General features: G+C 54.7%; 24 protein-coding genes. 12 read left to right on the forward strand and 12 right to left on the reverse strand.

All coding sequences use genetic code 11. The features are described 5' to 3' along the window. Nucleotides 1–107: 107 nt before the first annotated feature. Genes AC6CHM_RS15860 through AC6CHM_RS15875 form a run of 4 tightly spaced genes read left to right on the forward strand, consistent with a single transcriptional unit; the run spans nucleotide 108 to nucleotide 5977 of the window. Nucleotides 108–1538 (forward strand): capsular polysaccharide export protein, LipB/KpsS family, encoded by a 1431-nt coding sequence (locus AC6CHM_RS15860; protein ID WP_498173709.1) that lies wholly within the window; start codon nucleotides 108–110, stop codon nucleotides 1536–1538. Between the two features lie 4 nt (nucleotides 1539–1542). Then, a complete protein-coding gene (locus AC6CHM_RS15865; RefSeq protein WP_337353443.1) occupies nucleotides 1543–3657 on the forward strand; it encodes a capsule polysaccharide biogenesis protein in 2115 nt (704 codons plus the stop codon). After that, a complete protein-coding gene (locus AC6CHM_RS15870) occupies nucleotides 3654–4958 on the forward strand; it encodes a glycosyltransferase family 4 protein (RefSeq protein WP_440809748.1) in 1305 nt (434 codons plus the stop codon). The genes AC6CHM_RS15865 and AC6CHM_RS15870 overlap by 4 nt, the downstream gene beginning before the upstream one ends. A gap of 11 nt (nucleotides 4959–4969) precedes the next feature. Then, nucleotides 4970–5977, forward strand: a complete 1008-nt coding sequence (locus AC6CHM_RS15875) for an FkbM family methyltransferase (RefSeq protein ID WP_498173710.1) — start codon at nucleotides 4970–4972, stop codon at nucleotides 5975–5977. Nucleotides 5978–6011: 34 nt separating this feature from the next. Here the strand turns inward: AC6CHM_RS15875 and AC6CHM_RS15880 are convergent, their stop codons facing one another. The 12 genes from AC6CHM_RS15880 to AC6CHM_RS15935 all read right to left on the reverse strand — a co-directional run bounded on the left by AC6CHM_RS15880 (nucleotide 6012) and on the right by AC6CHM_RS15935 (nucleotide 19068). Next, nucleotides 6012–9527, reverse strand: coding sequence for a hypothetical protein (locus tag AC6CHM_RS15880; protein WP_498173711.1), 3516 nt, complete (start codon nucleotides 9525–9527; stop codon nucleotides 6012–6014). A 63-nt stretch (nucleotides 9528–9590) separates the two neighbouring features. Beyond that, entirely contained in the window at nucleotides 9591–10394 is an 804-nt protein-coding gene (locus AC6CHM_RS15885; protein WP_115055058.1) for a hypothetical protein, read from the reverse strand. A 12-nt stretch (nucleotides 10395–10406) separates the two neighbouring features. Then, a complete protein-coding gene (locus AC6CHM_RS15890; RefSeq protein WP_337353440.1) occupies nucleotides 10407–11075 on the reverse strand; it encodes a L,D-transpeptidase in 669 nt (222 codons plus the stop codon). A 59-nt stretch (nucleotides 11076–11134) separates the two neighbouring features. Continuing rightward, nucleotides 11135–12175 (reverse strand): EscU/YscU/HrcU family type III secretion system export apparatus switch protein, encoded by a 1041-nt coding sequence (locus AC6CHM_RS15895; RefSeq protein WP_307277472.1) that lies wholly within the window; start codon nucleotides 12173–12175, stop codon nucleotides 11135–11137. Between the two features lie 15 nt (nucleotides 12176–12190). Continuing rightward, entirely contained in the window at nucleotides 12191–13003 is an 813-nt protein-coding gene (locus AC6CHM_RS15900) for a tetratricopeptide repeat protein (protein WP_498173712.1), read from the reverse strand. Between the two features lie 40 nt (nucleotides 13004–13043). Next, a complete protein-coding gene (locus AC6CHM_RS15905; protein WP_440809739.1) occupies nucleotides 13044–13487 on the reverse strand; it encodes a hypothetical protein in 444 nt (147 codons plus the stop codon). After that, nucleotides 13477–14763: a type II and III secretion system protein family protein gene (locus tag AC6CHM_RS15910; RefSeq protein WP_498173713.1), complete on the reverse strand. Its 1287-nt coding sequence runs from the start codon at nucleotides 14761–14763 to the stop codon at nucleotides 13477–13479. The genes AC6CHM_RS15905 and AC6CHM_RS15910 overlap by 11 nt, the downstream gene beginning before the upstream one ends. A gap of 115 nt (nucleotides 14764–14878) precedes the next feature. Further along, the gene (sctV, locus tag AC6CHM_RS15915; RefSeq protein WP_498173714.1) at nucleotides 14879–17014 is read right to left on the reverse strand and encodes a type III secretion system export apparatus subunit SctV; all 2136 of its coding nucleotides are present in this window, start codon (nucleotides 17012–17014) and stop codon (nucleotides 14879–14881) included. Continuing rightward, a complete protein-coding gene (locus AC6CHM_RS15920) occupies nucleotides 17011–17346 on the reverse strand; it encodes a type III secretion protein (RefSeq protein WP_336441485.1) in 336 nt (111 codons plus the stop codon). The genes sctV and AC6CHM_RS15920 overlap by 4 nt, the downstream gene beginning before the upstream one ends. Then, entirely contained in the window at nucleotides 17343–17735 is a 393-nt protein-coding gene (locus AC6CHM_RS15925) for a hypothetical protein (RefSeq protein ID WP_307277453.1), read from the reverse strand. Before AC6CHM_RS15925 ends, AC6CHM_RS15920 begins: the two co-directional genes overlap by 4 nt. Before the next feature lie 123 nt (nucleotides 17736–17858). Further along, nucleotides 17859–18770: a SctD/MshK family protein gene (locus AC6CHM_RS15930; RefSeq protein WP_354346329.1), complete on the reverse strand. Its 912-nt coding sequence runs from the start codon at nucleotides 18768–18770 to the stop codon at nucleotides 17859–17861. 136 nt (nucleotides 18771–18906) lie between these two features. Then, nucleotides 18907–19068, reverse strand: a complete 162-nt coding sequence (locus AC6CHM_RS15935) for a hypothetical protein (RefSeq protein ID WP_307277448.1) — start codon at nucleotides 19066–19068, stop codon at nucleotides 18907–18909. Between the two features lie 377 nt (nucleotides 19069–19445). Between AC6CHM_RS15935 and AC6CHM_RS15940 the strand changes: the two genes are divergently transcribed. From AC6CHM_RS15940 to sctO, 8 genes are read left to right on the forward strand one after another with little or no spacing between them, the layout of a single operon-like run. Then, on the forward strand, nucleotides 19446–20138 hold the full coding sequence (locus tag AC6CHM_RS15940) for a type III secretion protein (protein WP_115055049.1): 693 nt from the start codon (nucleotides 19446–19448) through the stop codon (nucleotides 20136–20138). Next, nucleotides 20138–20326, forward strand: coding sequence for a hypothetical protein (locus AC6CHM_RS15945; RefSeq protein WP_115055048.1), 189 nt, complete (start codon nucleotides 20138–20140; stop codon nucleotides 20324–20326). Before AC6CHM_RS15940 ends, AC6CHM_RS15945 begins: the two co-directional genes overlap by 1 nt. Nucleotides 20327–20366: 40 nt before the next feature. After that, nucleotides 20367–20780, forward strand: coding sequence for a hypothetical protein (locus AC6CHM_RS15950; RefSeq protein WP_498173715.1), 414 nt, complete (start codon nucleotides 20367–20369; stop codon nucleotides 20778–20780). Continuing rightward, nucleotides 20764–21570, forward strand: coding sequence for a type III secretion system inner membrane ring lipoprotein SctJ (sctJ, locus tag AC6CHM_RS15955; protein WP_337353434.1), 807 nt, complete (start codon nucleotides 20764–20766; stop codon nucleotides 21568–21570). Before AC6CHM_RS15950 ends, sctJ begins: the two co-directional genes overlap by 17 nt. Beyond that, nucleotides 21567–22244 (forward strand): type III secretion protein, encoded by a 678-nt coding sequence (locus AC6CHM_RS15960; protein WP_498173716.1) that lies wholly within the window; start codon nucleotides 21567–21569, stop codon nucleotides 22242–22244. Before sctJ ends, AC6CHM_RS15960 begins: the two co-directional genes overlap by 4 nt. Further along, entirely contained in the window at nucleotides 22244–22846 is a 603-nt protein-coding gene (locus tag AC6CHM_RS15965; protein WP_115055044.1) for a FliH/SctL family protein, read from the forward strand. Before AC6CHM_RS15960 ends, AC6CHM_RS15965 begins: the two co-directional genes overlap by 1 nt. Next, entirely contained in the window at nucleotides 22843–24189 is a 1347-nt protein-coding gene (locus AC6CHM_RS15970; RefSeq protein ID WP_115055043.1) for a FliI/YscN family ATPase, read from the forward strand. The genes AC6CHM_RS15965 and AC6CHM_RS15970 overlap by 4 nt, the downstream gene beginning before the upstream one ends. Further along, complete coding sequence (sctO, locus tag AC6CHM_RS15975; RefSeq protein WP_115055042.1) at nucleotides 24186–24677, forward strand: type III secretion system stalk subunit SctO; 492 nt, start codon at nucleotides 24186–24188, stop codon at nucleotides 24675–24677. The genes AC6CHM_RS15970 and sctO overlap by 4 nt, the downstream gene beginning before the upstream one ends.

Genomic DNA, 24677 nt, shown 5'->3' on the forward strand with positions numbered 1-24677 from the left:
ATGGCGCCCAATGGTTGCGGATGAAATAACTCTCTGAAAAGCATCAATTTTATGCTCTGAGTAGAGTTTTGACCCAGAGTAAGCGTTGTAAAGGGGCTTGAAGACCTGTGGGGCATAAAATCGGACGCCATGAATCCGACCAATTGGGCCTGATCGTTTCATTTCCGGAGCGTACAGGCCATACGCAGCCCACACAAAAACCTCTCATTCTTCTCCTGCAAGGTCCTGTCGGTCCGTTTTTCCGTGTTCTTTCCACAGAACTCGAAGCCGAGGGCTATGACGTTCTCAAAGTCAATTTCAACGGCGGAGACTGGTCCTATTTTCGCGGATCGAAAACGTTGCATTTTTCCGGAACGACAGAGGCATGGAGCGATTGGCTGAGCGATTTTATCCGCGGCCGCAAACCGGAGACCATTGTTCTTTTCGGCGACAGCCGGCCCTATCACCGCCAGGCCATTCGAGTGGCGCAGCAGGCCGGTATTCCTGTCGCTTCATTCGAAGAGGGCTATGTTCGGCCAAACTTCATTACGCTCGAATGGGGTGGCAATAATGCCATGTCTCCCTTGCGCACACACACGCCGCGTCTTGTTGCCCGTGGCCCCGCTTTGCCTCCGGAACAGGTAAAAGGCAATCTCTTCCGCGCCATGACCTTCCTTGCCATCCGTTATTATCTGGCAAAAACGGCGGGGACCGTGTTCTTTCGCGGCAATGCGCATCATCGCAGCCGCGGCATCATTTCCGAATCCATTCTATGGACGCGCAACTTCTACCGGAAGCTTCGCTATTATCCGGCAAATAATGAACTGATGCTCAATCTGATCGAGAATCTCGAGGGTCAGTATTTTGTCGTCGCGCTTCAGGTGCATGATGACCAGCAATTGCTTCGCCACGGTCGTGGGTGGACGATGGAGAGGTTGATCACCGAAAGCCTGCGCTCATTCGAACGGCATGCGGCGAGCAATCATCACCTTGTCATCAAGATTCATCCAATGGACCGCGGCCACAAGAGCTACCGTCCCTTTGCCATGGCATTGGCCCGCATTGCCGGCTGCGAAGACCGGGTTCACATTGTTGATGACGGCTCAATCGGCCTGCTGATCCGCCATTCGCTTGGGCTGGTGACAGTCAACAGCACATCGGGCCTGCTGGCGCTAAACCACGGCAAACCGCTATTGGCATTGGGGGATGCCTTGTATAGCGGTCAGGGACTGTCGTTTGCACACGACCCTCAAAAAGGTGCTGTTGCCAGCAATATGGATGCATTCTGGGCCTCGCCGGAGGCACCGGATAAAACGGCGGTAAATGCATTCAACGCAAGAATGCACGACGAAAGCCTCGTCAATGGCAGTTTCTATCTTCGAAATCTGCTCGAGGCGACTGCCAAAAGAGTCGTGAAACGAATTCAGCTGGAGCTGAAGATTGTCCCGATTGATGAAGCTTCGTCTTTGGTGACAATGCCTTCCGCACAAGACAAAACCACCGCGACAACAGAAGCAGCAACCGTCGGTGCTTCTGTTTCAGCAGATGCGGTGAATTGATGCCATGAGCGTAATCCCGCCACCTCCCATTGCACATTCTGCTCCGGTGGTTCTGGATGATTTTCGAGTGCGTGAAGCAGCGCCGAACTGGCTGCCAGAGAAGAATGCGCGGCTATTGGCTTTCACGCCAACGCGCCTGCGGTTTCCTTTGATCGGGGCTGCCTTGAATACATCGCGCATATGCAGTGCCGAATTGGCGGCCAGACCGGCAGACGGCATTGTCGGCTGGGGCGAAAAACCGCTGGCACGCATGGCCCGCCGGTTGGCAAAGTTGCGCGGGCTACCCTACTGGGCATTGGAAGACGGTTTCCTGCGGTCTGTTGGACTTGGCAAAGCTGGCGCGCCGGGGGTTGCAATCGTTGCCGACGACACCGGCATTTACTTCAACGCAGCAAAACCATCCCGGCTGGAGCTTCTTGTACAAGGCGGCTTTGGCGAGCAGGATCTTTGCAGAAGCCGCGCCCTGCAGCAGCAAATCATTGAACACAGACTGACCAAATATAACCATCTGCCGGACTATCCATTTTCTCTCGCGCCAACCTCCGGCCGCAGGATTCTTTTGATCGACCAGGTCATGGGGGACTATTCGGTCAGCGGTGCGGGTGCCAATGAGCACAGTTTCCACCAGATGTTGCAGGAAGCACAGGCTGTGCCGGGCGCCACTGTTCTCGTTAAAAGCCACCCGGATATTGTTGCAGGATTTGCCAGGGGCTATCTCACACACCTTGCCGGTGAGGCCAATCTTCACGTTATAAGCGATAATGTTTCTCCCCACGCCTTGCTTGATGTCGTGGACGAGGTGTGGACTGTTTCAAGTCAGTTCGGCTTCGATGCTTTGATCCGGTCTGTGCCCGTCAAGACATTTGGCGTCCCGTTTTATGCAGGCTGGGGGCTTACCACTGATTGGGCTGACGGTCCGGTTGCACGCGCTGCCTTTTCGCGCCGGACTAGCCGACCGGACCTGGATAGTTTTGTTGCAGCCGCATTGCTGCATTATTCCCGCTATGTCGACCCGGTCAGCGGGAAAGCAATCACAGCCGAGAAGGCAATCGAACGCCTCATTGCCTGGCGGCATCATGCGTTGGCGCGGCGCGGTAATTATCTGTGCATCGGCTTTTCCAAGCACAAGCACCGCAGCGTCAAACGCTTTCTTTCCGGTCCATGGTCGACGGTCCGGTTCATCAATTCCAAGCCAGATGCCAAAGCGCTTGCACAGGCAGATTATCTCGTCCGCTGGGGTCGGCAGGAAGAGGCTGCCGTCACTGACAGGAGTGCCCGTTCCGTCCCCACCCTGCGAATGGAAGATGGTTTTATTCGCTCGGTCGGGCTTGGCTCACATCTGGTTCCGGCTTCATCGCTTTGCCTTGACCGGGATGGCATATATTTCGATGCGACACGCGAGAGCGATCTTGAACGATTGCTGCTCAATACCAACTTCACGCCTGCTTTGCTGAGCCGTGCTGCCCGCCTGCGCCAGAACATAGTCCAGCACAACATTACCAAATATAATCTTCAGGGCGCGATCACTCCAGACTACCGTCATCTGGCAGCTGGAAAACCTGTCATCCTTGTTGCGGGACAGGTGCCGGGCGATGCATCGCTACGGTTTGGCTTGACCAACAGCGTTTCAAACATGGATCTGCTGAAAGCTGTCCGCGCGCAACGTCCGCAAGCCTTCATCATATTCAAGGAACATCCCGACATGCTTGCGGCAAAGCGCGGCATGGCTTCAGACCCAGCCCAGCTTGCGCAGTTTGCGGATCTGGTCGTCGGCAATGTGTCGGTAGACAGCTTGCTGCGCGCCTGTGACGAGATCCACGTTGCGACATCCCTGATCGGGTTCGAAGCATTGATGCGGGGCCGTCCAGTCTGGTGTCACGGCCTACCCTTCTATGCAGGCTGGGGGCTGACGCATGATTGTGTATCCCCGCTGCGCCCACGCAAATATCTGACACTGGATGCTTTGGTTGCCGGAGCGCTGATCCTTTACCCGCTCTATTTTTCCGCCCGCACAAACCTTCTTTGCGAGGTGGAAGACGTGATCGAAGAACTGCATGGTGAGACGCCAGCAGAGCCATCCTTATTGAAGACGGCTCTGCGCATGATGGGATGGTCATGATGAATGCAATTGCGATGGATATTTCCCGGCTGATTGACAGGTCGCATTTCTCGACACCCACCGGGATTGATCGCTTCGAGCTTCAATATGCCAATTGGGCAAAGGCGCGCAGCTCCTATTTCATTGAAATGGGACGGACAAAGCCAATCGAGATAAACCGTGGTCGCGCCAATGGATTGATCAGTGAATTGGAACAGAGATGGTCAACGGCCGCTTTGACCCAATCGCAATCGACAGAACTGGAACAGATCTATGCGGCAATAGACGGCCGTCTCTCCTGGTCACAGTTAAAGAGCATCGTGCCGACGAAGAATAAATCCAAGCTTCAACAATGGGGCATGAATGCCGGCAAGGTGCTGCGCACCATATTACCAATGAGCCGCTTGGCCACCAGCGCACCCTTTGTGCATGTGTCACACACCAATCTGCATCGTCCTGCCGCCTTTTCCTGGCTGGATGCTCAACGCAGCAACGGCATATTCTACGTTCACGACCTCATCCCGCTCACCCATCCGGAGTTTGTCCGCAAGAACGAGCCGCAGCGACACCTACAACGCATGGAAACCGTGCTGAAACATGCCGGGCTGGTTCTTTGCAACTCGCAAACCACCGCTCGTTCATTTGAAACCTTTGCCGAAGAGCAAGGCCGTGCGGTTCCCCCAATTGCCGTTCTCCCGCCCGGCGTCGAACATAGTTTCAACGTTGCCAGCAGAGCCGCGCGCCGTTCAAAGCGACCCTATTTCTTGATGGTCGGAACCATTGAGCCGCGCAAAAACCATGCGATGATCCTGCAACTTTGGCGCGCATTGGTTGACGAGCACGGTAAGGATACACCGCGCCTCGTCATCGCCGGAAAGCGCGGCTGGGAGAACGCGCAGGTCTTTGCCACCCTCGAACGTTGCCCTCAATTGCGCGATATTGTCATCGAAGCTCCAGATCTTGGAGATGCAGCACTAGCCGATCTCATGGCAGGCGCGACCGCCCTGCTCGCCCCCTCATTTGCAGAAGGCTATGGCATGCCCTTGGCCGAGGCCATGGCAACCGGCACGACCATTATTGCTTCCAATATTCCCTCGCATAAGGAAATAGCCGGAGAGCATGCAATCTTTCTTGATCCGCTCGATGGTCTCGGATGGCGCGAAGCAATCGAAACCCACGCCGCGGAGCATCGCCGTCGCGCGCCCCTGACACTGCAAAAGTGGGAAAAGCACTTTGATCAACTCGACGAGTTGCTGGACGCGGCAGCACGTCAAAAAAGCAATGCAGACAAACAAACCAGTGCCAACCATTCCGGGAAATGAGTGAAAGCGTAATGACGAGCTATAACGACATTCTCAATTCGTATAAGTACATCCTCGGGCGTGATGTGAACGTTGAAGAAACCCGTATCATTTCCGAGAACCTGTTCAGCATTTCAGAATTGCCCCTGACGGAGCATCGAAGAAGGTTCATGAGTTCGGTCGAATTTCACCAGAGGCACGCCGAACTGCTGTTCAATAATTTCGTGCCCAAGAGCATTGAAGTCATGTACGAAACCAAGGACGGGTTCAAAATCTATCTCGACCTGCGCCAATATCACATGACCTTCGGCATTTTTAGCGGCGGCTATGAGAAGTTCGACATTGATATTATCAAGGCGATCACACCGGACAATGGGACCTTCTTCGATGTCGGCGGCAATGTGGGCTATTATTCGCTTTCAGTTGCCACAAAGCCCGGTTTTTCAGGCAAGGTGGTGGCCTTCGAGCCTCTCCCCCATTTATGGACGCTTTTCAGCAAGTCGATCAAAGAAAACAAGCTTTCAAAAACAATCACGGTTCATCAGATCGCTCTTGCAGATGTTCCAGGCACGATGGAACTCAACAGAGCGGACGAAACCGTCAATGCCGGTGCGACCAGTCTCGTCGCTGGTTCGCAAAACCGCCATTCAGATCGCAGTGTAAGGGTCGAAACGCTCGATGCCATCGCCAAACGCATCAGGCCGGATACGATCAAAGTGGATATTGAGGGCGCCGAAGGCATGTTCTTCATGGGCGCTGCCCATACGATCCAATCATCGCATCCAACCATGCTCGTCGAGATAAACCGGGCTGTGCTGTGGAACCTGTCCCGCGTGACGCCGGGTAAAATTTGCGACATTCTGACAAGCTGGGGATATGGGGTATGGGAGGTCGATATCGATTCAATCGCACCTCTTAAAAACGCCGCGGAAGTCGATGCTGCGTTTCCATCAGGCAGGGTTGCCAATATTCTGGCGGTTCATCCGGATCGCAAGAAAGACGTGCAGAAAAGATTGAGCACGCTCGGCCTCTCACTCTAGAAAAAAGCCGGCGCTGAGCGCCGGCCTTTTGTGGTCAATCAAGATAGCCTTTGTTTTTCAACCAGGCCTTGAGCCCTTCTGTGCTGTCGGGTTTAACCTCACGGGCGAAGCCATCATTACGCATTGTATGGCCCGCCGCAGGATCGTACCATAATATGTGGTACGTCATTGGAGCGTTGGGATCGACCTTCTTCGGAGGAGCCCACCATTTGTTTCCGTCCCAATACATGGAAGTCTGCGAGTCTTCGTACCGTTTTTCCTGAGCGTCATATTTGATATTCGGATACTTAGCCAAATCTGCCTTGGCCGGATCGAAAGGCAATTGCAGATATTGAAGATCGTCCTGCGTATCCTTCAACTTGTGGTCGTCATTGGTTGTCATGTTGCGAATTGTCTCGGACACTTCCTTGGCCTCTTCCGGTGTCCAACTGTTGAACAGCTTGCCGAGCCGCGCCCGATTGTAATCAAGATCGGCATAGGTGCCGGTCAGAACATTATTTGCACTGCGTGTGCCTTCATCGCCGCCCATCAGATACTTATCGCCCGGAAGCACGGTCTGGAGTATGCCCATAAGACCCTCATCCAGAAGATCATTATGTTCGGCGAGCATTTCCGCAGTCTTGCGATCATTGACTCCATACAGAACCTGGATGGCATCAGCATCCGCCTTGTCATAGGTATGAGCAGCGTTATAAGCGCCTCGCCCGCCAACGATACCGGCACCGGCGACTTGCAGTACTGCTGCAACACCTGTGACCCTGAGAAATCCAAGGCGCGTCATTAATCTAGCCGCTCCGCTTTCTTTGACCAAAGCAGCCTCTGCGGCACCTGTGGTTACCTTCCCCGTTGAGGCGGCAACCGCAAACATCGCATCGCTAACCGTAGCAATGCCATAGCCCCAGGCCTTGACTGTATCCTGCTTGACGGAGTCAGTCCCCACTGTATTCAAAATCATGTTTGTCATGTCGGCGGCGACATAAAGAGTATCGACGCCACCCGCCCTCGTGAGCATATGAGAGGTCTTGTTCCACCTCTCCTTTTGTTTTGAATCAAGCGTCGGATCGTTGTTAACATGCCCATTGATCTCGGCCACGTCAGGCGGATTTCCGGTAGCAGACGGAGTCGACAAGATTGACTTGGCATTGGGATTCAAAGCCGTCTGTGCCGCGGTCAACATCATGATCGTATGCGGCACGTAGTACACCAAATCGTCTGGAGTACCCGTCAGGCCGTCTATGTTCTTGCCAAACAGGCCTGCACTTAACCCGGAGGAGAAGCGTGTAACTCTGCCAAATCCGTGATCAAGGCGCTGTACGCTCGCAATTTGCCTGCGCTCTTCATCAGTGGGAACGACTTTTCCAGACACGATATCATGGACTTTCGACTCGCCCAGGATTGATTTAACATCCTTCAAGAAGGCAGCATCGGCAGGCCTCAGCTTGTCAGCTTTGAGAATTGCCTGCGCTTCGGCCATTGTGGGCAGGGTGTTTCCTTTCAATATCTCCTGGAAACGATTCTCTCCCATTGCAGCAGTGACATCTCCGACTCGGCCTTTAAGAGTTTGGGTGATGGCTTCTGTCGCCAAAGCACGGGTCGCACGCTGCACCCAGACGGTGCCTGGGGTTTTTTGTTCGGTGGTGGTCATTTCCTTCGGACGCTCCGGCAGGTCCGCCAGTGCTTCCTTGGTCGACTTGGATTTGGTCATCATGATGCCGGTACCGAACAACATCGGGATGGGCGCTTCTGTATCCTGTCCATCGACCTTCTTGTTGTCATTACTGTACAATTTGACACCAAGCTCGATACTGTCCTGAATCTCCCATTGCTTCTGTTTGGTTTCACCCAGATCAACCAGCTCCTCGGACTTCTTCTTGTTCTCCGGCGACATATTGTCGATTGCCTTCATATCCTCGGCAAGCTGGGCTTCCGGAGGAATCCCGTTATCGGCTTTGACATTGGAACCCCAGCCTGAGAGCCCGTGATAAAGCTCGTTGTACTTGGTGTTTATTTCCTCATTGAGCGATTTGGCCGCCGAGCCGAAGTTTTCGATGCTGCGACGGGTCGCCCATTGCGCATTGGAATTGATCCCCTGAAAGCTATTATCGTAGTCTTCGAGTGATATAGTCTTATCCTTCTGCTTGTCAGCTTCAACTGCGGTATAGGCCGAAGTCGCCGAAAGCAGGGATGTGCCACGCCCCTGCAAATCCTCGCGGCTGGCAATGCTGAAGAACTTATTCTGGCTGAAGACATTCAGATGATCGCCCGGTAACTCCGTGCGCATCTTGTCGATCACATATTTCGCAACATGATCAACGAAGTCCTTGCCCTTGCCGGGTTTGTCGCCATCATTGTAAAGAATGTTCTGGCTGGCCTCGGCCAGATCGACAACCGCCTGGGTTTTCGCTTTCATGTCACCATCACGCGGGCCGGCACCGGCGATCGCATCAATTGACTTATCGAGCATTGACATGACCCGGGGATCCGAAGCCAGAAGCGAACCGCTTCCCGGAAGCGTGTCCTTCGTACCGGTTTGCTCGCGCAGTTTGGCCATGAATGCCTGAGCACCACCAAGATCGCCCTTGCCAAAGGCGTTGGTCAGTTCCCCAACCTTACGATCAACGCGAATTTCCTTGATCGCCTGTTCAGCACCAGTTTGAAGCGCTGCCTGATATTTTTCAGGATCGCCTGCACTGAAGTTCATGTAAATATCGGCGCGGTTGCTCAACGCTGTTATCTGCTGGGCCTCGGTGGGGCCCGCTGCGAGTGCGAGGTCAACCAATTGCTTCTTGGTTTCGCTGGTTACCTTGTCATAATCCTTGGCGTCGCCTGCCTTGGCAATCACACCAATCTGATCGTCCGTGCGGCCATCGGCCTTCCACGCGGATTCTTTCAGTTCTTTCGCCTGATTGAAGGCATCAACAAACACAGGATCATTTGGTGCGCGTTCTAGGATGGGCTTTGTAACATCGCTTGCTTCATTGACGTCGACTTTCTTGTCGCCGTTCTTGTCAGTGCCAAGCTTCGGCACGCCCTGTCCTACCGTGGCCAATTCAATCTCATTGCCGATTGCGACAATCAGATCGTCTTTTGCCCCGTCTCTTTCAACTTGGGTCTTTGAGCTATCACTTACCGTTGCCAATGCGGTGCGCTGTTCTTCAAGCAATGCAAGTCGCTCAGGACTGAGAACATTGATCGTATCGCAGTTCTCCAAGGCCTTGTCGGCATCCGCTGGCGCAGCTGGCCTATTGCCAAAAGCTTTGGGATCCAGTTGCGGCGTGGCAACGAGCTGATCGTGCAATGCCTTATTATCCGTCGGGTCTATTCCCGCCTTGTCATAGATGCGGAAAGGCCAAAGACCGGGTTCCGTGCGGTGCTGTGAAATACCAGCAGGGCCTTCATTCCATCCGTGCGGTGCCACAGGCGGTTTTGGCGGGGTCGCCGGTGGCGGTGCTGCCTTGGCACTTTGCGTGAGGGCAGTATCGAATTTATTGTCTACATTCGCAGGCTGGGCCCGCCAGCGCTGAAAGATATTATTTGCACCAAAAGACATCTTATTTCCTTCCGAAATCGGACATCGCAGTCCGTTGTTTCAAAGAAAAGCCAGGGCCAGACCTCAGCGATTCCACTTCACCGGATCACAATCGATATTGTATTTGTTCTTGGCGTGCTCGCCGATCAGCTTGTCCATGCTCTTGTCGTCAAATCTCTTCGAAACCCAATTGTGTTCCAGCAGGCTGTCAAAGACGTTTTTCTTGGCGTCATTGTCCTTGGATGGCTCCACGAGAACATCCAGGATCTCCTGACGTTTGGCCGTCCTCACTTTTTCTTCGCCATAATCCTGATTGGGATCAAGCAGCTCAATCGCCGCCTTGGTACGGTCCTCTACGCTGCCACTATGCCCATCGAGATAGGTCGCAATGGCAGTCTTGCGCTGTTCTGAGGTAGCACTGGGATTCTTCAGCGTATCGATCGCACTCTGCTTCTTGACACCATCCGTTTGCCCCGTTGGCTCGTCTGATGAGGGAACTGGTCCATCCGGGTTTTTATTTGAAATGGGCTTATCCGCCTCGGGCTGTACCGGAACCGTAACAAAATCAGGATTGAGATCGCCCTCATGATAGGTATGGATCAGATCAGGGTCGGCAAATTGCACATTGCCCTCCACCATCGCCTGCGCCCCTTCGGGCCCGATACCAAACTGATCGGCGATCTTATACTGGGAGTCTCCGGCGTTTGGCACGGTCACCACAAAGGTATCGAGCAACTCGGTTGTACTTTTAAAGCCCTGCATCTTGGCCTGCTTTTCCAGCGCCGCTTGCCAGGATTGCGATTGTGCCGGGCTGACATTGTAGGTCTGAGCGCCATCTGCACTCTTCAGGCTGAAGCTTTTTCCATCAAATTTCACGACAAATGCCATTGTATTGCCTCCTTACAAAACAACTACTTTTGTTCCGATTTTTACGCGGCGATAGAGATCGACGACGTCTTCGTTCGTCATGCGAAAACATCCTGATGAGGATGATTGCCCCACGCTTTCAGGCTCGTTCGAGCCGTGAATCCTGTAGAGTGTGTCTCCCAGATAAAGCGCGCGTGCACCAAGCGGATTTTCCGGTCCGCCAGCCATGCGTTGTGGCAGGTCAGGCCGCCGGGCAAGCATGTCGGAGGGAGGCCGCCAATCGGGCCACTCCTTCTTGCTCGACACACGCTCGGTCCCACGCCAGCCATAGCCTTCCCGGCCGACACCAACAGGGTAACGCAGTGCACGGCCATTGCCCTGCACGAGATAAAGCGAGCGGTTTTCCGTCTCTATAATGATCGTGCCCGGCTTTTCATGGGTCTCGTAGCTCACGACGCTGCGCGGGGCGACAGGCTGGAGCCTGTCCACTGCCACAGCGCCATGACGCGCATGGCGAGGCGGATAGCTTTCCGGCTCCATCAGGAAATCGAGATAGCCTTGCTGAATCCAGACCTTGTGGTTCTTTTGGTCGAGGATGGGCGGTGATGGCTCGGTCGGGAGCACTTTCTCACCCGCGCCGACGCTGCCAAGACAAGCCAGAATAATCGTCAATGCTCCGAAGCCGGACTTCAGGGTCATCATGAAAAACATACCTCCATTGCGAGCATTGCGTATTTTGGCCAAGACAAATGCTGGAACATTCAAATCAACCCCGCTGCGACAAGAGCATTTGCGACGGGCTGGAAGGCGCGTTCGGGAACCGGATTGCCTATGCTGGCAGTCTTGGCGATCTGACGGGCAAGGTCGCCATCCAACGATACGGGAATCCCGAGATCGCCAGCCTGCCGGCTCATCTGCATGGCACCGGCACCGGACGAGCGGCAAACGACGATGGGAACCGGCGTTTCACCGCGCACGTAGCGGATTCCGACAATTGTATCGGCTGGGTCGCCAATGATCAGAACTGCACTTTTCAGCCCGGTCTTGCCACCGGTCATGGCCTGGCGCTGGCGATTGCGTTCCTGCTTGATCAGCGGGTCACCCTCCATATCCTTGTGCTCGCGCTTGCTCTCCGTCTTCGTCATTCGCATTTCGCGCAGGAACAGCCAGCGTTGCAGGAAAATGTCGCAAAAACCGAGGATCAGGAATGCGCCGACGGCTATCGCAGCCAATGGCTTCAACATGGCAAAGAATGTCGCCTGCATGCACAGCCCGCCACAGGATGGCGACTCGAACAGGGCCTTCAGCCCGGCCTGAAAAACGAAGACAAAAGCGGTTGTCACGGCAATGATCTTGAACAGGGCCTTGCAGAACTCAACGACGCTTTTGAGCGAGAATATACGCTTCAACCCCGTCGCCGGATTAATACGGTCAAAGTCGGGCTCAATGGGCTTGGCGGAAAAGACAAAGCCGCGCGTCACCGCGACGTTGGTAATCAGAATTGCGAAGATGGTGATAAGGAGTATGGGTATGGTGGCCGTGAGCAGGCTCTGGACCGAAATTGTGATCAACCGGTACCAGACTTCGGCAAAAGGACGGTCGTAAATATGCGAAGCTTCCTCAAGCAAAGCACCAACTTTCACACGCAGAACCGGAGCGATGTAGATGAGGAACATGGTGCAGGAGAGAATGATCACGCCGGAAACCATGTCAGGGCTATGCAGCACCTGACCCTTCTTGCGTGCGTCCTCGATCTTCTTGTCTGACGCTGGAAGTGTTTTTTCTTCGCTGGTCTGGCTCACATCTTTCGTCCTTGATTACGCCGAAGCGAGCAGGCCAATGGCCTGTGCCCGCTTCGCCGGATCCTGAATCGAGCGTAATTTTGCAGCTTTCGCCAAAATCTGATTCTTCTGGTTCACCGCCATGTCAGGCACGTCGATTGCACGTGCTCCGGCCGAATCTCCCGACATGCTGAGAATGATCATGTAATTGATGAAATGACGCTTCTCGGCGAGTGGCGATGTCACGACACTGTTCATGCTGGTCGATGCGTCGGGCAGTTTGTTCGACAGGGCCTGCGCCAATGCCAGATTGGTTTTGGTATCAAGATTTCCCGGTTGCAGCGCAAGCGCCTTGGCGAAGGCTCCTTCCGCTCCCGCGCCATCGCCGCTCAGAACCATGGCGGTTCCCAGTTTGTTATAGGCCGATACGGTGTTTACCGCTGGCGCAGCCGACGCCAGAATTCGGGCGGCAGCGCTCGCATCGCCGCGCTGCAACTGCACCGTTCCAAGCCCAAGCATGGCATTGGCGTCTTGCGGATTGATCTGCAATGCAGAACGGTAGGCCTGTTCCGCCCCGTCCGGATCACCGTCTTTCATCCTGGCATTTCCAAGCCTGACATGGACGGTCGAATCATTTTCGGACATTTCGGCAGCGCGTTCATATAGCGCCAAAGCTGTGCCGCTCTCGCCCTTTGCATCAATATCCCTGGCAATCTTCATCAATCTGGATTGCTCGCTGACAGGCTTCCTGGCTGCTGTTTGCTCCGCTGTGCCGGACATGCAGCCCGTTACTGCCAGCCCCAAGGTCAGGACGGGCAAGATACCGCCAACAAGATGTTTCATGATCATATTGATGCTCCCCGATATAATTTGATCATGCCGATAATCCTCATTGGGTTGACCGGTTTGCCTCATCCGCCGGAAGGCGGCGGCGTCTGGTTTCAGGGTCGGTTCCTTCAATGTAATTCTGTGCGGCTCGGGCTACAGGCGCAGCCATAGCTGGCCCCATCTCCCGGCCACGCATCAAGTCCTGCTTCTTGGCCGCCATGTGCTGCAAATTGAGATTGTTTGCGCAGCCCGACGGCAGATACATCGGGTATTCACCCGTATCGGGCGTGATACAGGCATCGGGAACGAGCATGGCGGCCCGTTCACTGTCATACCCTTTTCTGACCACACCCGGCCGCGATGTCCCGCCAGCGTCGATATAGCTGTAGTTTGGCGAATAGGGCTGGATCTTGGTACCCATGCAGCCGGAAAGAACCACCACACCGGTCAGAACTAACAGTTTGAGGCCAAAGCAATTGGGGGACATTGGTCGATTATTCAACATAGAAACCATACCCCTGATTGACGACCTTCCTGGACTTTTTGCGCGGCGACGAGATTGCACCCGACGGGCTGTCCAGCGGCGTTTTTAGATTGCGGGAGGATGTAGGCTCGACGAGATAGGGCGTGATCAAAATGACCAGCTCCGTCTCGTTGCGCTGGAAACGCTTCGACTTGAACAATTCTCCGAGGATCGGCACATCACCGACGACCGGTGTCTTGTTGATCGATTGCGTTTCCTGGCGCTGGAACAGACCGGCAATGGCAAATGTCTGGCCGCTTCCGACTTCCACGGTGGTATCGGCACGCCTGATGCGCAGGGATGGCACAACCAGTCCGCCGATGGACACCACGCTATCCTGCGAAACGCTGCTGACTTCCGGCCTCACCTGCAAGGCAATGCGATCATTTGGCAGAAGTGTCGGTGTGAACTGCAAGGACACGCCGAACTGCTTGTACTCGATGCCGATCTGGTCGTTTCCTACCGGAATCGGAACCGGGATTTCACCACCGGCAAGAAAGCTTGCCGTTTGTCCCGTGACGGCGGTGATATTGGGTTCTGCAAGGATCGTCAGGACGCCATTGTCCTTCAATGCATCCAGAAGGACGCCGACATTGACGTTGCGGCTATTCACACCAATTGCAGTTGCACCATCCCGGCTGGCAACATTACCGCTTCTGACAAGACCAAAGGAGAACGAGCCGCTATTGACGACCGCACTCCAATCGACACCGTAGCGCGCAAGCTCATTGCGTGCCACTTCGGCAAACCGCACGCGGATATTGACCTGATTTGGACCCGAAATTGTTGTATTGTTGAGCGCGGGCTTGTCAGGTTTGGAATAGCTTTGAAGCACATTGTCCGTGTCCAGCGCCTCGCCCACATTGTTCGTCTGGCCTTTGCCGACATATTGCTCACCGAACAGGGTAATATCCACCGTGGAGGTCGGTTGCAGCACCCTGGCCGACTGCTGCGCTTCTTTTGGATTGCCGACAACACGTATCTGGACAGTCCCGCGCGTGCCCTGATCGGGGCTGAGCGCGATCAGATTGGTGTTGCCGATTTTCGTTCCATAAATATAGACTGCTCCAGGCGAGACGACCCGAACATCGGCAATGGTCGTATCGGCCAGAAAGACCGATTCAACCGGCTGGTCGAAACGCAATATCTGTCCCTGTCCCATGCTGAGCTTGAGCACCTGTCCCGCAGTGGCATCCACTTTGACCTGAGCGGAAGCTGGATGCAGACAGGCAAGAAACGAAAAGAGCACAGCGAGCATAAATATGGGCGCCGGCAAACGTGCCGGCCGGATCCTTTTAAAGGAATTCAGTATGAGCATAGGGTAATTGTCCACCACATTCTGATGTTGCTGGTTACGGAAACTGACTGAACGCTTACTCATTTGCCCCTGCCCCGATCTGCCGCATCTGGCCGGAGGCCGGTAGCGAGATATAGCCAAGAGACTGCACACTGAATTCCGGCGAGATTTCCTGGTAGGAAAGAACCGGCAGATTGATATCGTTTCGTATCAGGAGATTTCTGATAGGACGGCGAATATCCATTGTTGTCAGCACTGTTCTGACGATATCCGTATCCCTGCCATTGAACCGGCTTTTCAGCTGCTCGATGATGGGACGGGATATATCTTCGGGAATATTGATCGAAGGGTTGCCCGGCCCCTGATTCACGCTGGCACGGACTGCATCTTCGGTTTCCCGCGTCAGCAGATAGGCAGAAACGATCCGGTTCATTTCCGAATGCCGGTGGCAAATCTGCCTTGCCAATCCGATACGCGCATACTCGGCCAGCACATAGGGGCTTTGGATCTGCGGTCCCCATTCGACGATGGCCTGCAGGATGACACGCAGATTGGTGATCGGGATATCCTCTTCAACCAGCCTGCGAAGAACCTCGGAGATTTTCTGCAAAGATGAAACGCCTACGGCTTCCTTGACCAGATCGCCGTAATCCTCCTCAACCTGCGACAGGAGAAAACGAACCTCCTGCACATCAATGAAGTCGGATGCATAACGGCGCACAGAGCGGGTCAGAACCTCCATCAAAACCGCAACGGGCTCATGGAATGTTATGCCGGCATCTTCCAATGTCTGCCTGTGGTTTTGCATAACCCATACGGAATCGTTCCGTCCGATAAGAACGGGGCGCACCTGATAGGGGATGGACATGAGTTCGAGATGAACTGTTTCATCCGTCACCAGAATCTGATCGATAAAGATTATTCCGTCCGTCACCGGAACACCTTCAAGATCGATGCGGAACTGGTCAGGTTCCAGCGTCGGATCGGTGCGAATGCCGATCTGCGGAACACGCACACCGATATCGGTAAGGACGTTGGCGCGGACCTGTTCAATGTTCTCTTGCAATACCGGAAGCGCCGCAGTCTCCGCCAGATGCGAACCAAGGCAAAGGACCAGGCGCTGCGAACCGGGCAGAAGTCCTGTTTGCCCGTCTGCCAGTGTCAGTGGCGGCTTGGTTATATTGCCGATCTGAACGACATTGCCGGCATTGTCGTCATCGCTATCCTGGCCGCCAGCCCTCTTGTGCACGACATAGGCAAGTCCGCCTGCCAGTGCCGAGAGTGTCCAGAACACGAAGGTCGGGAACCCCGGAACGACGCCAAAGCCGAAAAGAATAACCGCCGCCAGGGCAAGAGCACGATGGTTTGCACCCAGCTGGCCAATGATCTCGCTGCCCAGATCCTCGTCCCGGTCAGAGGTTACTCGGGTCACCACCATGCCTGCGGCGACCGCCATCATCAGCGCCGGTATTTGCGAAATCAAACCATCGCCGACAGTCAGCAGCGAATAGGTATGCGCTGCCTCGCCGAACGGCAGGCCATGTTGCAATGTACCGATGGCAAGGCCGCCGATGAGATTGATCGCAATGATGATCAACCCGGCAACTGCGTCGCCTTTGACGAATTTCATGGCGCCGTCCATGGAGCCATAGAACTGGCTCTCGCGCTCGAGACCCTGACGCCTGCGCTTTGCCTCGGCCTGATCTATATCGCCGCTGCGCGCCTCGCTATCAATGCTCATCTGTTTGCCGGGCATGGCATCAAGAGCAAAGCGCGCACCGACTTCGGCCACGCGCTCGGCGCCTTTTGTAATCACGACAAACTGGGCAATGGTGATGATCAGGAAGACAACAAGACCGATCACGACCTCGCCGCCCACAACGAAATCACCAAAGGCGGCAACGATCTGGCCGGCATCGGCCTGAAGCAGAATCAAACGCGTCGTGGTAATCGAAAGCGAAAGACGAAAAAGCGTGCCAAGCAGGATAATTGACGGCAAAGCCGAAAACTGCACGGGCTTCGAGATATAGAAGGCCACAACAAAGATAAGCAGGCTGAAAGCGATGTTCATACCAATCAACATGTCGACAAGAAATGTCGGCAGCGGAATGATCATCATGATGATGGCAATCAGCATGAAAGCCGCAATGACAATGTCCGAGCGCTTGGAGGCCACCCGCGCAAAGCGATTGAGCGAGGCGAGAATGTTCATGCCGACCGCCTTCGTTCTACATAATCCTGAAACGTCTCGCGGGCCCGGTCATGTTCGCCGCGAAGCCACTGCGCCCTGCTTTTGAGAAGCGAAAGACCAGGGGCAACTGTACCTTCAATATCTTCGATTCGATCAATGGCAGTCAGCGCGCGCGTGGCGGATTCGGTTTCGACAAAGACCGCCGCCAGGGATTTGAGGATTGACGTTTCATGCGGGGCAATCTTTGCGGCCAGCAGCAGAAACACCAATCCGCGTTCGGGCTGCCCCGCCCTGCAATAGAGATAACCGAGCCCATGAAGAAATTCGACACTGTCCCGGCGCTGCTGAGTCACTGGCCCAATGCCTGATTTTGCGCAAGACTGAGCCGTTCCTGCAATTCACGCCTGCTCTCTATCTCTTCCGTCAGCATTGATGCGGTGATGGCAGCGATTTCCTCGTCAATATCCAGCTCCGGCAGCAGATCATTGATGAGATAGTCCAGAATCTCCTGCGATCGCGCCAAATCGAACACGCCGGGATTTGCCAGTTTTGGCTTTCGCAGCCGTCCTATCTGGCCGATGAATGGTTCTTTGGCGCGCCGCGCTGCCTGCTCGGAGCGAGCCAGGGATGCGTCGAATGCTTTGGATTGTGCCTGCTCGACCCTCGTGGCATCGGGACGTGCGGAAACTGACCCGAGCTGCGCCCGAATCCGATCTTCCTGCCGACGAACGTCAAGTGCCATTCGCATCCCCCATCACTGCGTTTTGTCTCCACATACAAAAGACGCAGCAATTATTTATCCGGCGCATAAGTCCTTCCAAAAATCATTTACAATTCCTGGGGTTATGCGCATTAAGGCAGAACTCTAGAACGTCAGGACAAACTCTTCGCCCTGACGGGCCGCGGTCAGGCGTCCGTCACGAATGTCCTTGATGATCCAGCCATCTTCGAGCGCAGCTCCCTTATAGAGCCGCGTTCCATCTGAACTGATGGCGTAGGGCGCATCCCCGAACCACACAGCCTGCAAATTGAATTTGGGTTGCACTTTGGGCGCCATAGCCCCGACCATGCTGGTCAGCACATAGGTTCCGCCGTAGGTGCGATCGAACCAGTTCTGAATATTGGCCCAGGCCTTGTTCTCGTCTGCGGTCAACTCGCCCGACACTGTCAAACGCGTCCCGTCCGCATCAACTTTGAGACCGGAAAGGCCATTTTCTGCAAGTCTGGTCTTGAGCGACGCCGCCACCGGTTCATCAGCAGCAGGAGCATGAACGCTCTCGATGACTTGACCATGTCTGGCCGAAAGATGGGCAACAGCAGCATTGTTCGAACCAAGGAAATCCCCGACCCCTGCCTGGACGGCGGCAATCGTCAAAAGCGTCAGCGCGCCGCCGCCAATGGCGATCCAGCTGGCTCTTGGCATTTTCCGCAATGAATCGCCTTCAGGCACGGGTGAGGACAGTTCGATCGTTGCGCCACCGATCTGAAATTCGAAAGGCAAGGGAGAACGCACGCCATGGCCAGCCGGCACAAGCGTGTCATCATCAATGACGACATCGCCGTCAATGGCCTCGATCAGTACATTCGAACCTTGAAGCTGGAGCGTCATGTGATGAGCACCGACATCGCGGTCGCTAAGCGTCAGGTCACAATCTGCCGCTGATCCCAGACGATAGGCATTGCCTTCCAGCGGGAGCAGTACGCCATCATGAACACCCGCCGTTACCCGGAGTAACAATGCTGGTTTTGGTTCTTGAAATCGAACAATGGAGCCCATGACGTTTGCCTCGTTTGTAAAGTATTTGAAGTATTCGCATGCGTCTTTACATCGGGCTCAAACTGGCAAAAGGCGCCCGACCGGCAATAGAAATTTGCGCAGATGACACATTTGCCACCTGCGCAAATTTTAAAAATCAGTTGTTTGGACGCTGCTTGGCAGCATCAAGTGCGACCTTCTTTTCAGTCGTGATTTCGGTGATTTTTGCGGACTTTTCGATCGCCTTGTCAAAAGCTGCTTCCATCTTTCCGATTGAAGCATCCGAGCCCGTCGCTCCACCAACACCTTGAACAGCCATGCTATTTCTCCTTGAGATTGACACTCATCTATAGAAATCCAAACCGAATTATACTGTCTCGGCGCCAGCCGGGGCATAAGACTAAGCGAACTGGCTAGTAATCGGTGATAGTATGAAAAAATAGAGAAGGCAATTTAACAAAGTTCAGTTCATATTACAAAACGTAACGATAGTTGATCTCGGAATCGTATCAGTACAATTTTTTGCACCGCAAGATCAAAACTAATTCAAAATTTGAACTATTCGCAATACATGGTGTTACTACTGACAAAAAATGTCAGTAGGGTCAAACTACATTTAGTTTATAGTTGCGTTGCATCTGATTCATTGCTGTTATAGAGGTAAATGTGACACTTCGCATTAGAGGGTGCTTTCGCATGACTTTTCCGATGACCGTTGGGCATATGCGAAGGCTCGTTGTGTCGATAGCCACAGCAGGCCTCGTTTTTACGTCCTGCGGTTTGGCATTTGCAGCGGCACCCGAATGGTTCGGCAAGCGATATTCCTATGTACTGATCAATCAGGATATTCGCGACGCGCTGAAAGAATTTGGCCGCAACCTCGGTGTTCCCGTTGCGCTTTCGGACAAGATACGCGGTCAGGTGCGAGGTGAAGTGCGCGCCGATACGGCCGGCGCTTTCCTGACACGCCTGGCCGAAGCAAACGGATTGATCTGGTACTATGACGGATCAATACTTCACATGAATTCCAACGAAGAATTCGCCACCCAGATTATCGACCTTGGCCGGGCAAATGGCGGGATGGTTGTTGATGAGGTTCAGCGTCTTGATCTCATGGATGATCGCTTCTCCATCAAGTCCACCCCGAACGCCCCGGCGCTGCGCGTTTCCGGCCCTCCCGCTTTTATCGCCATGGTTCAGCAGGTCGTTTCAACAGTTCAACCACCACCCCAAGCCACAGCGGACGATCCTCGCGTACGCGTGTTCCGCGGCGGACAGAAAAACGAAGTCGTAGAAGAAGTCGCCCAATCCGAACCGCGAAATACAGGACAAAACAGCGCGCGCCGACAAATATCAGCGGGTGCCGAACAGCAGACAGGAGAGCAGTAATGGCTACCCCACAGATTTCCAATGTTACGCAGCAGCCAGCCAATCAGCCGACACCTTCGGAACAACAGCAGCAATTTGAAGAAGCGCTGAATCAAGCTGTGATGAGTGGCGGCACCTCGCTGATTGGCCAGGAAATGATGAAAATCGCCAATGAAATGTTGAACGAAGCCATGTCCGAGGACGAATGAGCCCTATCGCTGAAAGTCCGGATCAGATGGAGAATTTGTTATGACAGCAGTCTCGGCAGCCGTAGCCACAACAGTGCCCGCAGATGCGACAGCGACCCAATCTGTCGCTTCGCAAAATCTTTTCGAGCATATGTCCCGCAATATCCAGACGCTGCCACAGGGTGCAAGTCCGGCCGACCTCGGGCGCTCACTGGTTGAGGACCTGAAAGGGTTTGTCGAGCGCAGCGGGAAATTTGTCAATCGCACGAATGAAACGGATAAGGGCACCTCGCTGCAATCCTTCACCAGCACGGGAAGCAATGGCGAAAAATCCGCCAAGGTGGAAGGCGATGCCATTGCCCGTGTCGTACAGGAATTGGGCACTGTGTTCGATCATTCGATTGAAACACAGATGGTCGTGCGTGGAACAACGCAAATAACAGGCGCAGCAAATACACTTGTCAAAGGTCAGTAAGCTTCGCATGGAGATTAGCCCGGTACAACGATGCCTGATCGTGGCGATGACTTGCCTCGCCCTGCAGGCATGTAAAGAGGATCTTTATACCAATCTCGAAGAGCGGGAGGCCAATGCCATGGTTGCCGCCCTGCTCCAGAAGGGCATCCCCGCAGGCCGCGTTCTGCAAAAGAATGGCAAGCTTTCTGTGACGGTCGATGAAGACCAGTTCGCGCAGGCAGTTTCAGTTCTCAACGAGGCCGGTCTCCCCAAAACGCAATTTGCGACGATGGGCAGCGTCTTTAAACAGGAAGGACTCGTCGCCTCTCCTGTCCAGGAAAGAGCGCAGATGATCTTTGCGCTGAGCGAGGAACTATCCCGCACTGTGTCGGAGATTGATGGGGTTGTTTCCGCCCGGGTCCATGTGGTTCTGCCGGATAATGATCCGCTGCAACGCAATGCAGTTCCCGCTTCAGCCTCGGTTTTTATCCGGCACGAACCCAATCTGGATATCAATACGCTGATACCGCAGATCAAAACCCTTGTAGCAAATGGTATTGCCGGACTTACCTATGAAAAAGTGTCCGTCATACCTGTGGTCGCAATGACAAGTCCCACTATAGGCACCAATACTGAACTCACATCATTCCTCGGCATATGGATGCTCCCGGCCAGCGCCGCGAAAGCCAAATGGCTTTTCGGTCTCTTGCTCATCGCGGTCCTCGGTCTTGGCGGAGCGCTCGGCTACCTGTTCTGGCAAAAGAAGCGCAGACGGGTCTATCCGCTTGTACCTGTGGGACCCGCCAAGTGAGCGAGGGTCTGGGTTCGGCCAGCGAAGCTGCACGCGCTCCATCCGGACAGCCGGATTGGAACAGTCTTATTTCAACTCCCGCGAAGCTCGTCCACCCGGAGCGTATTGTCGCCTGCTATGACGGTGTGATTTCATCAGACGTAGCGGCGCAACTTCAGGCATCGAGAAGGGTACAGAGGCAGCTGACATCACTGCTGATGGATCGTTTCGCATTGCCGGAATTGCCAGCGCCGATGAGCATTGACCCGGCTGACGTTCATCTGATTTCTATCCCGGCCGATCAGATTGCGGCTTTGATCCCTCTTGCCGGTGCAGTCTTCTGGGCACAATTTCTGGCCAGCGAAATCCGCACCAATGAGGTAATCGAGATAAAGCGGCGCATCGGTGAGGTCGCGTTTCAGGCAGCGCTTGCCAACCGCGATCTGGCAGGCAACCTGCCTTCCCCGGACAGCCTCAATGCTTTGGAAGCCAATCTTGAGGCCGATGGTTATCGATGCCTTGCGAGCTGGCATGCAGCACTGCCGGCGGCGATCGGCGCATGGGCCCGCCTGAAACATGCCAATGACCGTTCTCTCATCCCATTTCCGGACGCAAAACAGCGTGCCCTTGGCGCAGCGATCATGCGAAGGCTTGCGGTAAATCCAGACTCTTCACCCGCACAAGAGGCAGTGTGATGAGCCAGTTGCCGACGATGCCCGGATCAAAGATTATTCGCGAGCAGGATGTTAAGCACTGGATCGACGGCTTTGCTTTTGTCGAAGCGACCAGAGCCGAAGCTATTGCCCAGATGGAAAAGATCCATGGGATTCAAGAGACAAGCCGCAAGGAGGGTTATCAGGCGGGATTCCAGCAAGGGGCGCTTGAGGCTTCGGCCTTGCTGACGACAACAACTGCCCGCGTCAATGATTATGTTGCCGGGCTTGACCGGCAGCTTGTTGACCTCAGCCTTTCCATCATCTCAAGGATTTTCGGCAAGTTCGACGATGCGGAACTGGTTGCAAAACTTGCACAACATGCATTGCAGGGATTTCAACGTGAGCGGGACATCACGATAACTGTCGCTCCGGACATTGCCGAAGACGTAGCCCGGCGGATCGCCTCTGACTATGTCAATCCTTCGCTGAACATCACGGTTCTTCCCGACCCCCGTTTGAGCGGCACCAAATGTGTGCTTTCAAATGCGATAGCAGTTGTTGATGCGGGACTGGAAACGCAACTTGCCGCCATCCGTGAGGCCCTTGTCGCACCCCGGCGACAGGAGGGAGCGGCGGAATGAAACGAGAGTTCAATCCGCCCGATCTCAGCCAACTCATGGGCCGGCTGCAGGACAGCGCAGCCAAGGCTGATACGCGCCCTGTCCGGGGCCGTATTCGCAAGATTACCGGCATTATCGTGCATGCAACGGTTTCGATGGTGCGCATTGGTGAATATTGCCATCTGCGTGACCCCGTGTCGGGAAAAATCGTCCCCGCCGAAGTAGTTGGCTTTCATGACGAGGAGGCCGTTCTCACGCCAATCGGCGATCTCGACGGCATGTCTACACGGGCGGAGGTGATACCCACCGGCCATACATTGCAGATTCCGGTAGGACCGGAATTGCTGGGCTGCGTTCTCAATCCGCTTGGTGAAGTTCTCAGCCGCACGGGCCTGCCCACAGCCCTGCATACCGGCACTTATTATCCCACGCACAATGTTCCTCTCCAGCCATTGCAACGCGACCTAATCCAGTATCCGCTGCAGCTGGGTGTGAAGGCTATTGATGGTCTTCTTACAGTGGCACGCGGGCAGCGCATCGGCATATTCGGTGAAGCTGGCGTCGGTAAATCATCGCTGCTTTCCAGCATTGTACGCGGCACACAGGCAGACGTTATCGTGATCGCGCTGATCGGCGAACGCGGACGCGAGGTGCGGGAATTTATCGATATTCAGCTCGGCGAAGAAGGCCGGAAACGTTCTGTTGTTGTTGTTGCAACCTCTGATCGTCCTGCCATCGAGCGGGTCAAAGCAGCCTATGGCGCGACGGCAATCGCTGAATATTTCAGAGATCAGGGCCAGCATGTGTTGCTGCTGATGGACAGCGTGACCCGCTTTGCCCGTGCGCAGCGCGAGATCGGCCTTGCGGCAGGGGAACCACCGACGCGGCGAGGTTTTCCCCCTTCCCTGTTTGCCGCTTTGCCGCGCTTGCTTGAGCGCGCCGGGCCGGGCCTTGGTGGATCCATTACCGGCCTTTATACGGTGCTCACCGAAGGCGACGGAACGCTCGATCCTGTGGCCGAAGAAACAAAGGCTATTCTTGACGGACATATTGTTCTGAGCAGTGAACTTGCCCAACGCAACCATTTTCCTGCCATTGATGTTTTGCGAAGCCGCAGCCGCCTGATGGATGCGGTTGCCAGTAAAACCCACCGTGCCAACGCAGCACAAGTCCGCGATCTCATGGCGCGCTATGAAGATATAGAACTGCTGTTGCGCGTCGGGGAATATAAGCGCGGAGCAGATCCGCGCTCGGACGCAGCGCTGGACCGCCATGCGCAGATCGAGCAATTTCTCCGGCAAGGCAGCGACGAACATTTCGGACTTGCCGAGACTGAACTGCAATTGCAGGGACTTCTCGCATGAGCCAGGAAAAGAACCTGAAAAAGCTCATGGAGCTGCGCAAATTGCGCACAAGACTTGCCGAAGAGGCCTCCATTCGTCAGCAAAATGCCGAGAGAACTGCATCAATGGCCGTGGACGCGGCAGCAGAGCGCATCATCCAGAATGATGAAAGTCGCCTCAGCCGCGAAACGGCAATGTATGACCAAATGTCCGGCGGTTTGCTCGGCCGTCAGGCACTTGATGATTATCAGGACGCTCTGTCCGCATTGACCTATCAGGCGGCCCATCTCCAGCAGATGGAGGCGCAGGCAAAGGTCAAACTGGTTGAAGAAGCAGATAAAGCCCGCGAAAAAGCCGCCGAACATCTTGCCAGGCTCCGGCAGCATGACAAGCTCGAGCTTCTTCTCGAGAAACAGGGCGTCAAAAAGGACAAACGCGCCGGTTTGATGACGGAACTGGAGGATGAGGACCAGCAGAGGCCCGCATCATCAGTTCACAAGGGACTTTGA

This window comes from Phyllobacterium sp. GQ127 (assembly GCF_059758635.1).

What these genes read in the sequence shown, in the direction of transcription:
- AC6CHM_RS15870 (WP_440809748.1), top strand. Translation starts at nt 3,654, where the DNA reads ATGATGAATGCAATTGCGATGGATATTTCCCGGCTGATTGACAGGTCG.
- AC6CHM_RS15890 (WP_337353440.1), bottom strand. Translation starts at nt 11,075, where the DNA reads ATGATGACCCTGAAGTCCGGCTTCGGAGCATTGACGATTATTCTGGCT.
- AC6CHM_RS15865 (WP_337353443.1), top strand. Translation starts at nt 1,543, where the DNA reads ATGAGCGTAATCCCGCCACCTCCCATTGCACATTCTGCTCCGGTGGTT.
- AC6CHM_RS15935 (WP_307277448.1), bottom strand. Translation starts at nt 19,068, where the DNA reads ATGGCTGTTCAAGGTGTTGGTGGAGCGACGGGCTCGGATGCTTCAATC.
- AC6CHM_RS15875 (WP_498173710.1), top strand. Translation starts at nt 4,970, where the DNA reads ATGACGAGCTATAACGACATTCTCAATTCGTATAAGTACATCCTCGGG.
- AC6CHM_RS15885 (WP_115055058.1), bottom strand. Translation starts at nt 10,394, where the DNA reads ATGGCATTTGTCGTGAAATTTGATGGAAAAAGCTTCAGCCTGAAGAGT.
- AC6CHM_RS15950 (WP_498173715.1), top strand. Translation starts at nt 20,367, where the DNA reads ATGACAGCAGTCTCGGCAGCCGTAGCCACAACAGTGCCCGCAGATGCG.
- AC6CHM_RS15965 (WP_115055044.1), top strand. Translation starts at nt 22,244, where the DNA reads ATGAGCCAGTTGCCGACGATGCCCGGATCAAAGATTATTCGCGAGCAG.
- AC6CHM_RS15900 (WP_498173712.1), bottom strand. Translation starts at nt 13,003, where the DNA reads ATGATCATGAAACATCTTGTTGGCGGTATCTTGCCCGTCCTGACCTTG.
- sctO (WP_115055042.1), top strand. Translation starts at nt 24,186, where the DNA reads ATGAGCCAGGAAAAGAACCTGAAAAAGCTCATGGAGCTGCGCAAATTG.
- AC6CHM_RS15905 (WP_440809739.1), bottom strand. Translation starts at nt 13,487, where the DNA reads ATGTTGAATAATCGACCAATGTCCCCCAATTGCTTTGGCCTCAAACTG.
- AC6CHM_RS15940 (WP_115055049.1), top strand. Translation starts at nt 19,446, where the DNA reads ATGACTTTTCCGATGACCGTTGGGCATATGCGAAGGCTCGTTGTGTCG.
- AC6CHM_RS15925 (WP_307277453.1), bottom strand. Translation starts at nt 17,735, where the DNA reads ATGGCACTTGACGTTCGTCGGCAGGAAGATCGGATTCGGGCGCAGCTC.
- AC6CHM_RS15880 (WP_498173711.1), bottom strand. Translation starts at nt 9,527, where the DNA reads ATGTCTTTTGGTGCAAATAATATCTTTCAGCGCTGGCGGGCCCAGCCT.
- AC6CHM_RS15910 (WP_498173713.1), bottom strand. Translation starts at nt 14,763, where the DNA reads ATGCTCGCTGTGCTCTTTTCGTTTCTTGCCTGTCTGCATCCAGCTTCC.
- AC6CHM_RS15930 (WP_354346329.1), bottom strand. Translation starts at nt 18,770, where the DNA reads ATGGGCTCCATTGTTCGATTTCAAGAACCAAAACCAGCATTGTTACTC.
- AC6CHM_RS15945 (WP_115055048.1), top strand. Translation starts at nt 20,138, where the DNA reads ATGGCTACCCCACAGATTTCCAATGTTACGCAGCAGCCAGCCAATCAG.
- AC6CHM_RS15970 (WP_115055043.1), top strand. Translation starts at nt 22,843, where the DNA reads ATGAAACGAGAGTTCAATCCGCCCGATCTCAGCCAACTCATGGGCCGG.
- sctV (WP_498173714.1), bottom strand. Translation starts at nt 17,014, where the DNA reads ATGAACATTCTCGCCTCGCTCAATCGCTTTGCGCGGGTGGCCTCCAAG.